At 75.0% G+C, this 9023-nt stretch carries 7 protein-coding genes; 4 read left to right on the top strand and 3 right to left on the bottom strand.

Annotated elements, in window-relative coordinates:
* Window positions 1–241: 241 nt before the first annotated feature.
* The 4 genes from ACFU6K_RS21250 to ACFU6K_RS21235 all read left to right on the top strand — a co-directional run bounded on the left by ACFU6K_RS21250 (window position 242) and on the right by ACFU6K_RS21235 (window position 4040).
* Entirely contained in the window at window positions 242–1249 is a 1008-nt protein-coding gene (locus tag ACFU6K_RS21250) for an ABC transporter ATP-binding protein (protein ID WP_380665226.1), read from the top strand.
* Entirely contained in the window at window positions 1246–2073 is an 828-nt protein-coding gene (locus tag ACFU6K_RS21245; RefSeq protein WP_380665224.1) for an ABC transporter permease, read from the top strand. Before ACFU6K_RS21250 ends, ACFU6K_RS21245 begins: the two co-directional genes overlap by 4 nt.
* Before the next feature lie 96 nt (window positions 2074–2169).
* On the top strand, window positions 2170–3399 hold the full coding sequence (locus ACFU6K_RS21240) for a sensor histidine kinase (RefSeq protein WP_380665222.1): 1230 nt from the start codon (window positions 2170–2172) through the stop codon (window positions 3397–3399).
* Window positions 3400–3416: 17 nt separating this feature from the next.
* Window positions 3417–4040: a response regulator gene (locus ACFU6K_RS21235; protein WP_380665219.1), complete on the top strand. Its 624-nt coding sequence runs from the start codon at window positions 3417–3419 to the stop codon at window positions 4038–4040.
* A gap of 32 nt (window positions 4041–4072) precedes the next feature.
* Here the strand turns inward: ACFU6K_RS21235 and ACFU6K_RS21230 are convergent, their stop codons facing one another.
* The 3 genes from ACFU6K_RS21230 to ACFU6K_RS21220 all read right to left on the bottom strand — a co-directional run bounded on the left by ACFU6K_RS21230 (window position 4073) and on the right by ACFU6K_RS21220 (window position 8436).
* Window positions 4073–4972, bottom strand: a complete 900-nt coding sequence (locus ACFU6K_RS21230) for a phosphoribosylaminoimidazolesuccinocarboxamide synthase (RefSeq protein ID WP_049654021.1) — start codon at window positions 4970–4972, stop codon at window positions 4073–4075.
* An 84-nt stretch (window positions 4973–5056) separates the two neighbouring features.
* Complete coding sequence (locus tag ACFU6K_RS21225) at window positions 5057–6619, bottom strand: N,N-dimethylformamidase beta subunit family domain-containing protein (protein ID WP_380665216.1); 1563 nt, start codon at window positions 6617–6619, stop codon at window positions 5057–5059.
* Window positions 6620–6846: 227 nt separating this feature from the next.
* Complete coding sequence (locus tag ACFU6K_RS21220) at window positions 6847–8436, bottom strand: hypothetical protein (protein ID WP_380665214.1); 1590 nt, start codon at window positions 8434–8436, stop codon at window positions 6847–6849.
* Between the last annotated feature and the right edge of the window lie 587 nt (window positions 8437–9023).

Here is a 9023-nt window from a genome sequence, read left to right as displayed (position 1 = left end):
GTAGAGCATCACCTTGCCGAGGTGAGGGTCGCGAGTTCGAATCTCGTCGTCCGCTCAGATACGAAGGGCCCCCTCGTTTGAGGGGGCCCTTCGGCATTCCCTCCCGGGCGTCCGGCATCCCCGCACCCGGCGGCCGGCGATATCGGCCATGACATTTGTCATCGCCGACCCGTGCATCCCCACCGCGATGTCATGACGGCGCGCACTGCCCGTACGGCCGGGCCGACGGGAGGCTTGAGGCATGGAAACGAGCCGGCCCTCCCGCCCCAGCGACGACGTGATCGAGGTCACCGACCTGCACCGCCACTACGGCGGCGGCAGCACCGGGTACCACGCGGTGCGCGGCGTCGACCTGACCGTCCGACGCGGCGAGCTGTTCGCCCTGCTCGGCACCAACGGGGCCGGCAAGACCTCCACCATGGAGGTCATCGAGGGCCTGGCCGCGCCCACCGGCGGCACCGTCCGGGTGCTCGGCCGGGACCCCTTCAAGGAGCGCGGCGCCGTCCGCCCGCGGATCGGCATCATGCTCCAGGAGGGCGGCTTCTCCGGCGAGCTCACCGCCGCCGAGACCGGCCGCACCTGGGCCGGGATGACCAGCGGCGCCCGCCCGGTCGCGGAGGCGCTGGAGCTGGTCGGCCTCGGCCACCGGGCGAACGTCCGGGTCAAGCAGCTGTCCGGCGGCGAGAAGCGCCGGCTGGACCTCGCGATGGCCCTGCTCGGCCGCCCCGAGGTGCTCTTCCTGGACGAGCCCAGCACCGGCCTCGACCCGGAGGCCCGCGCCGCCGTCTGGCGGCTGGTCCGCGAGCTGCGCGCCCAGGGCACCACGGTGCTGCTCACCACGCACTACCTGGAGGAGGCCGAGGAGCTGGCCGACCGGCTGGCCATCATGCACGGCGGCCAGGTCGTCACCTCCGGCACCGTCGCCGAGGTGATCGCCGGCCGGCCCTCCCGGATCTCCTTCGAACTGCCCGAGTTCACCGGGACCGCGCTGCCCGTCCTGCCCGGCGCCGAGCTGTCCGTCGACGGCCGCAAGGTCACCGTGCAGACCGTCGGGCTCCAGGACACCCTCACCGACCTGCTCGGCTGGGCCCGGCACCACGGCGTCGCGCTCGGCGCGCTGGACGCCCGCAGCGCCTCCCTGGAGGAGGCCTTCCTCGCGATCGCCTCCGAGGCCGCCCACCAGCACCCCCCGCAGGCGCCCGCCGCCACCCGCCCCGCCCGCCGCCGCCTGATCGGATCCGCCCGATGACCACCGCCACCGCCACCACCACCGGCCCGCAGAGCACCGCCGTCCGCCGGCTGCTCGCCCTCGGCCGGGCCGAGGCCACCCTGCTGCTGCGCAACCGCACGGCCCTGTTCACCGCCCTGGTGCTGCCGCTGTTCCTGGTCGTCGTCCTCCGGAGCACGCTGGCGCAGCAGGCCGAGTCCAACCCCGGGCTGGACGTCGACTCGCTGCTGGTCTACGGCTCGGTCGGGATGGTCCTGGCCTTCGTCGTGTACTACAACCTGACCGCCGCGTACGTCGGACGGCGCGGTGAGCTGGTCCTCAAGCGGCTGCGCACCGGTGAGGCCCGGGACATCGAGATCCTGCTCGGCACCGCCGTCCCCTCGCTCACCCTCGGCCTGCTGATGGCCGCCCTGATCGGGGTCGGCGGCAGCCTCGCCCTGCACCTGACCGTGCCGGTCAACCCGCTGCTGATGCTGGTCGGCCTGCTGCTGGCGCTGGCCACCATGATCGCCCTGGCCGCGCTGTCCAGCGCCTTCACCAGGACCGTGGAGAGCGCGGGCATCACCACCCTGCCGGTCATGCTGGTCATGCAGTTCGGCTCCGGCCTGTTCGTCCCGCTGGACGTCATGCCCGAGCAGCTGGCGAACATCTGCCGCCTGCTGCCGACCACCCCGGCCTTCCAGCTGATCCGCGTCGGCTGGTTCGGCACCGACGGCTCGGCCGCCGCGACCGGTTTCGCCGGCTCCTGGGGCGCCGGCGGCTCGCACCTGGTCACCGGGGGCATCTGGCTCGCCCTCGCGGTCTGGGGCGCGGTGCGCTACTTCCGCTGGGAGCCCCGCCGCTGAGCATCCGGCAGTAATCCGAAGGAACGCCCCGGTACGACCTCTGATATGAAGGCAGCAAGCATGATCGTGGTCGAACTGGGGGCGGAAGAAATGAGAATGCGGTCGCCGCTTCGCAGCTGGACGAGCCTGAGCAAGCCCCAGCGCACCGAGCTGTACCTGCGCTGGTCGCTCTACCTGATGGCGCTGTCCGTCCTGCCCGGCGTCCTGATCTCCGCCGGGAGCGTCGCCGACCGGCCCGAGAACATCCCGATGATCCGGATCTCCCTGCTGATCGGGCTCGCCGTCACCCTGGTGCTGCTGCGGGCCTACCGCACCACGCTCGACCACTACCTGGGCCGCCCCGCCGACCACCGGCTCTGGACCGCCCTCGCGGTCGGCCTCGCGGTGGCCGGCTCCTGGACGATCCTGCTGTTCGGGCCCGCCGACGGCGGGCCGCGGAACCCGGCGGGCGCGCCCTTCACCCCGTTCGTCGTCAGCGTCCTGCTGCTCGGCTCCTTCGGGCCGGCCTGCGTGGCGCTGACCCCGCGCTGGGCCGCCGTCACCGGGCTGGGCATGCTGGCGGCCGTCTACCCGGCCGCGGTGCTGTCCGGGGCCGACGCCGCCGGCGCCGCCGGGTACCTGACCGGACTGACCATCGGCATGGCCTTCCTCGGCTCCAGCTGCCGCAGCTTCGCCTGGCTGACCTCGATCGTCTGGGAACTGGACGCCGCCCGCGAGGCGCAGTCCCGGCTGGCCGTCGCCGAGGAGCGGCTGCGCTTCTCCCGCGACCTGCACGACGTGATGGGCCGCAACCTCACCACCATCGCGCTGAAGAGCGAGCTCGCCGTGCAGCTCGCCCGCCGGGGCCGCACCGAGGCCGCCGACCAGATGGCCGAGGTGCAGAAGATCGCCCAGGAGTCGCAGCGCGAGGTCCGGGACGTCATCCGCGGCTACCGCACCGCCGACCTGCACGCCGAGGCGATCGGCGCCCGCGCGGTGCTGCGCTCGGCCGACGTCGTCTGCGAGATCGACCTCGGCGAGCAGGCCGACGAGCTGCCGACCGCGGTCCAGTCGGTGTTCGGCTGGGTGATCCGCGAGGCCACCACCAACGTGCTGCGGCACAGCGAGGCCGACCGCTGCCTGATCCGGCTGCGGACCGAGGACGGACGGGCCGTGCTGGAGCTGGAGAATGACGGGGTGCCCGACGTCCCGTTCCCCTCCCAGGGCAGCGGCACCGGGCTGCGCGGACTGCGCGAACGGCTCGCCGCCCACGGCGGCGAGCTGACCGTGCCGACCGCCGGGGCGGGCGTCTTCCGGATGCTCGCCACCGTCCCGCTGCCGAGCTGAGGAAGAAAGACCGCCCGATGACCGAGAACGCCGCGCCCGTCCGCGTCCTGCTCGCCGACGACGAGCACCTGATCCGGGGCGCGCTGGCCGCGCTGCTCTCGCTGGAGGACGACATCGAGGTGGTCGCCCAGGCCGGCTCCGGGACGGAGGCGCTGGCGATGGCGCAGGCACACCGCCCGGACGTCGCGGTGCTGGACCTCCAGATGCCCGGCAAGGACGGCATCGAGGTGGCCGCCGCGCTGCGGCTGCTGCTGCCGGACTGCCGCTGCATGATCGTCACCGGCCACGGCCGCCCGGGCTACCTGAAGCGGGCGCTGGAGGTCGGGGTGCGCGGCTTCCTGCCGAAGACCGTCTCGGCGGCCGACCTGGCGGGCATCATCCGGACCGTGCGCTCCGGCGGCCGGTACGTCGACCCGGAGCTGGCGGCGGACGCGATCAGCGCCGGCGAGACCCCGCTGACCCCCCGTGAGACGGACGTCCTGGAGCTGGCCGCGGACGGCACCCCGATCGCCGAGATCGCCGAGCGCGCCTCGCTCTCCCAGGGCACCGTGCGCAACTACCTGTCCTCCGCGGCCGGCAAGCTGGGCGCGGAGAACCGGCACGCGGCGGTGCGGATCGCCCGCGAGCACGGCTGGATCTGAGGGATCCGGCGCCCGCGGGCGATCGTCCGGGCTCAGGCCCAGGTGGTGCCGGTCAGCCGCTCGTACACCTCGATGTACCTGGCCCGGGTCTGCTCGACGATCTCGGTCGGCAGCGCCGGCGGCGGCTGCTCGCCGTGGCGGTCCCAGCCGGAGGCCGGGGAGACCAGCCAGTCGCGGATCAGCTGCTTGTCGAAGGACGGCTGCGAGCGGCCCGGCTGCCACTGGTCGGCGGGCCAGTAGCGGGAGGAGTCCGGGGTGAGCACCTCGTCGCCGATCAGCAGCTCGCCGTCCAGCAGGCCGAACTCGAACTTGGTGTCGGCCAGGATGATGCCGCGCTCGCGGGCGATGTCCCGGGCCCGGGCGTAGACGTCCAGGGTGGTGCGGCGCAGCTGGGCGGCGAGCTCGGCGCCGATCCGGCGGGCGGTCTCCTCGTAGGAGACGTTCTCGTCGTGCTCGCCGACCTCGGCCTTGAGCGCCGGGGTGTAGATCGGGGCGGGCAGCTCGGAGCTGTTCTCCAGGCCCTCGGGCAGCGCGATGCCGCAGACCGTACGGCTCTCCTGGTACTCGGCCAGGCCGGAGCCGGCCAGGTAGCCGCGGGCGACCGCCTCGACCGGGACCATCTCCAGGCTGCGGCAGACCAGCGTGCGGCCCTTCCAGTCGGCCGGGGCGCCGGCCGGGACCTCGGTGGAGATCACGTGGTTGGGGACGATGTCGGCGATCCGCTCGAACCACCACAGCGACAGCTGGGTGAGGATGCGGCCCTTGTCCGGGATCTCGTTCGGCAGCACCCAGTCGTGGGCGGACGTCCGGTCGCTGGCCACCATGACCAGCTCGCCCGATCCGGTGCGGTAGAGGTCGCGCACCTTGCCGGTGTGCAGGTGGACCAGGCCGGGTACCTGGACCGGCTCGGGCTTGGTGACAAATCCGCTCAAGGTGTTCAGTCCTCAGGGGTCGTTCGCGGGTGGGGCACCGCGAAAGGGGAGGTCACTGCCCCCGCAGTCTTTCACGGGCGCGGTTTACCGCCCGCCGGGCCCCAGGGCCTGGTTCTTGCACAGGCGGTCCAGCAGGTTGGCGGTGGCCCGCTGGATCCGCTCGTCGGTCAGGCCCGGGCGGCCCAGCGCGGGCGACCAGGCGAAGGTGCCGGCCGCGAAGACGTACGCGCCGCTGGGCGCCCGGTACAGCGAGGTCTCCTGGTAGCGGGTGCGGCCGCCCAGGTCCTGGTACGGCGAGTGCGCCAGCAGCACCCGCTCGATGTGCTCGGGCAGCGCCACCTTGGGGTAGTAGCGGTCGGCCTCGCCGGCGACCAGCCCGGGCAGCTCGTCGCCCTCCTGGAGGCCGGTGCCGTCCCAGAGCCAGTGCGCGGTGTGCCGGGCGACCAGCGGGACGGGCGCGGCGACCCGCCCCGAGTACTGCACCCCGAGCAGCTGCTGCTCGGGCTCCCCGGCGTCCCGCCACAGCGCGCTGGCCGCGCCGGGCGCCCCGGCGGCCGGGCTGCCCGGACGGACCTTCTGCCGCTTGCGGCAGTTGAGCAGCCGGTTGGGCTCGCCGGAGGCGGCGGCGCTCAGCTCGACCCGCCAGTACATGGTGTTGGCGGAGAGGAACACCAGCGAGGTGCCGCCGTCCCGGGCCCGCTCGGCGGCCCGGCGCATCGGCTCGGACCAGTACTCGTCGTGGCCGGGGAAGACCAGCGCCCGGTGCCGGGACGGGTCCACCAGGCCGGCGTGCAGGTCGGTGGCGGTGGCGTAGGAGAGGTCGTAGCCGAAGCGCTCGGCCCAGCGGATGAAGTCGTACGCGTGGCCGACGTGCAGTGGCAGTCCGGCGGTGGCGTGCGGGCGGTCGAAGGAGACGGTGACGGCCGCCTCCGGCTCGCCGACCAGGCCGCCCAGGCCGTCCCAGGCGTGGTAGAGGCTGGCGCCGGTGCGGCCGTCCTCGGGGAACAGGTTGTACGCCTGCCAGGTCACGTCCGGGAGCACCAGGAGCAGCTCGGCGGTGCGCGCCCGCTCGTCGAAGTCCCGGACGGTGAAGGGGATGTGGCTGCGGTGCAGCATGTCCGCGGTGGTCAGCACGGCGACGTACGAGCCGGGCTTCCAGTGCGCCGGGATCTGGAGCCGCCAGGAGTGCCACCAGTGGTGGCAGGAGACCGTCCGGTCGACCACCAGCGGGGTGGGCTGGGCGAGGCCGGAGATCAGCGGGCTGGAGGTCATGTGGCGGGCGCCGTCGCCGCCGTAGTGGCCGATCCGGAAGACGTCCACGGTGAACTCGCGGGGCGGGTTGACGGTGACCCGGAAGTCCACCGAGCCGCCGGGGCGGATCACCCCGGCCGAGGCGAAGCCCTTGATCTGCTGGTCCACGTCGTTGGCGCCCTGCGGGCTGCCGACCGACGGCTTGGGCCGGGTGCCCGCGGTCAGCGGCTGCTGGCCGGGCGCGTCCACCGAGACGTACCAGGGGACGGCGCCCTCCGCCCCCGCCAGGTACTGGTCCGGGCTGCGCAGCCAGGGCAGCGGGCCCTGACCGAAGGGGTCGGAGACGCTGTAGGCGTGCGTCCCCGACTCCCAGCGGCGGTTGAGTTCCGTCCCCACGCGCCCCTCCCAGGTGCACTTCCGCCCGGTGGCACGTGCCCCCCGGATGTGCGTGCGGTCTAATACACCACAGAGTGGTGGCGCAACGTCACCCTCCGGTAGCGATTGGTGCAGGGAATCTCGCGCGCCTCCCGGGCAGGGCCTCCGGCCTGCGAAGATGCCCGGCGGCCGACCGATTTGGGGGCGCGCACCGGGGCGCCGAGCGCCCTCCTGGAACGCCTGGGACGTCAGAGGCGGACGGGTTTCTCGAGACGGACCTCGGCCGCGTCCAGCCAGGCGCGCAGCGGACCGTCCTGGCCCTGTTCGACGGCCTGGGCGACCGGGCCGGCCAGGTCGGTGCGGCGCACCCCGCCGAGCAACAGCACCGGGCCGTCCAGCCAGTCCAGGCCGGGGGCGCCGCCGGCGGTGTCCACGGCGGCGCAGCAGACCATCGCGGTGACGTGGTCGACCAGCAGGTCGCGGCCGCTGCGGTCGGGTTCGAGCAGCGGGGCCGGGGCGGTGGTGCGGGCCAGCTGGGCGGCGAGCGCGGCGGCCAGCAGCTCGCCGTCGCCCTCGGCGAGCCGGCCCAGCAGCCGGGTGAGGGTCGGGGCGCCGGGGCGGGACTGCGGGGCGAGCCGGTCCAGGGCGGTCTGCAGGGCGGCGGCGCCCGCCCGCCAGCCGGCGTCCACCACCTCGGCCGGGTAGTCGGCCCACTCCAGCTCGTGCCAGCCGCCGGCCGCCGGGCGGCCGAAGAACAGCTCGGCGGCCAGCCGGGAGACCGCCCGGTCGACGGTGCCCGGCTCCTCCAGCAGGTCGCAGGCGGGGCGGTCGCCGAGCCGGCTGCCGTAGCCGTCGGCCAGCCGGTCGCGCCGGGACAGCTCGGTGAGCGCGGAGACCACGCCGGCGTTGAGGTGGGCCGGGTGGCGGCCGAGCCGCCAGGCGGGCAGCGCGACCCGGGTGAGCAGCCGGTCCCAGCCCGCGTAGGCCAGGCCGACCTGCTCCTGGGCGGCGATCCGCAGGCCGTAGTCGACCGCCCTGGCCTGTTCGGAGGCCCAGCCCGCGACCGAGCGCTCCAGCTCGGCGGAGTGGCCCCGGCAGGCGCCGAGCAGGCGGCGGACGACCCTGCGGACGACCCGGTCGGCGAGCGCGGCCGGACCGCGCCGGGGCGGCCGGGGCGGGGCGGCGAGGGTGCCGCCGCCGAGGCCGGGGGCCGTACCGCCGCCGGAGTCCAGGCAGGCGTCCAGGCGGCGCAGGAAGCGCCGGGCGGCGGCGATCTCCGGGTCGGCGGAGGCGGCGGTGCCGGCCACCACGGGGGCGAGCAGGGCCCGCAGCTCGCCGGCCCGCATCCACCAGAGGAAGGGCGAGCCGATCACCAGGACGGGGGCGGGCACGGCCGGATCCGGCCGCGTCGGCGACGTGGCCGTCGGCCGGGTGGGCGGGACGTCCTCCAGCCAGCTGTCGCAGTCCGGGGTGAGGGCGACGGCGGAGGGCGACGGTACGTCCAGCCGGTCCGCCAGCTCGTCGATCAGCCGGTACAGCTCGGGTGCCTCGGCGCGGTCCAGCGGGACGGCCGGGGTGCGCGGCGGGACGGCCCGGCGCAGGGCCCGGGCGGTCAGCCCGGCCACCAGCAGGGTCAGCGCGGCGACCGCGCAGACCGCCCAGCGGACGGCGTCCCAGCCGGCCGCGTCGGCGGCCCCGGGCGCGCCGATCCGGCCGGTGAACCGGCCCGCGAGCAGGACCACCGCGACGGCGGTGGGCAGGGCGGCGGCGGCCCGGGCGAGGCCTCGGACCCGCAGGACCGCCTGGGCGTGAGCGCGCGCGATGTCGACTGCGGCCATACGGTGCGGCACCCCCTTCGGAGCCCTCGGGCGCCCGGCTTCGGGCCCTGAGCCGACTCGAAATGATCAGTTCCGACCGGGAAGCGGAGGCGTCCGATCCCCGGTAGTGCATGCTGCGTGGCGCTACTGACATTTTCGACGCCCCGGTCCGGGTGGGCGTTCCGGATCACCCCGGTTTCCACTCGTCCCGGTGACACCGCCCGGATTCCGGACGCCGGCGGCCGGTCCGGTGCGAAGCACCCGACGACCGCCCGGCCGGACGCCGTCCAGCATCCCCCCGTGGGAGCACCGCTACCCGGCGGCGACCCCGGCGCGCGGGCCCCGTGCACCGCGATCCAGCGCACCATAAGGCCGCGCAGCCGGTTGCGTCAGCCGGATGCGGATGGTGTCACCCGATGGGCTGGAATCCGTCGGCCGAACGGTGAGTCCGCCCCCGTGGCCCCTCCAGCCCCGAAACGCCCGGGGCACTGCGCCCATGGGGGTTGACCGGCCGGCTCGCTTGTTCGAGCCTCGCTCGCCCCTGCCGGCGGTCCCCCGGCCCGGGCGGGCCGCCGCACGCCGTGGCCCCCGTGCGAGCGGTTCGCACG

Origin of the sequence: Kitasatospora sp. NPDC057512, from assembly GCF_042802135.1 — a bacterium.
In the GTDB taxonomy this organism is placed as follows: domain Bacteria; phylum Actinomycetota; class Actinomycetes; order Streptomycetales; family Streptomycetaceae; genus Kitasatospora.
This window is presented reverse-complemented; position numbering and strand designations above follow the sequence as displayed.

Bases quoted from the DNA above. Each gene is read 5' to 3' on its own strand.
- ACFU6K_RS21240 (WP_380665222.1), top strand. From the start codon at position 2,170: ATGCGGTCGCCGCTTCGCAGCTGGACGAGCCTGAGCAAGCCCCAGCGC.
- ACFU6K_RS21250 (WP_380665226.1), top strand. From the start codon at position 242: ATGGAAACGAGCCGGCCCTCCCGCCCCAGCGACGACGTGATCGAGGTC.
- ACFU6K_RS21220 (WP_380665214.1), bottom strand. From the start codon at position 8,436: ATGGCCGCAGTCGACATCGCGCGCGCTCACGCCCAGGCGGTCCTGCGG.
- ACFU6K_RS21245 (WP_380665224.1), top strand. From the start codon at position 1,246: ATGACCACCGCCACCGCCACCACCACCGGCCCGCAGAGCACCGCCGTC.
- ACFU6K_RS21235 (WP_380665219.1), top strand. From the start codon at position 3,417: ATGACCGAGAACGCCGCGCCCGTCCGCGTCCTGCTCGCCGACGACGAG.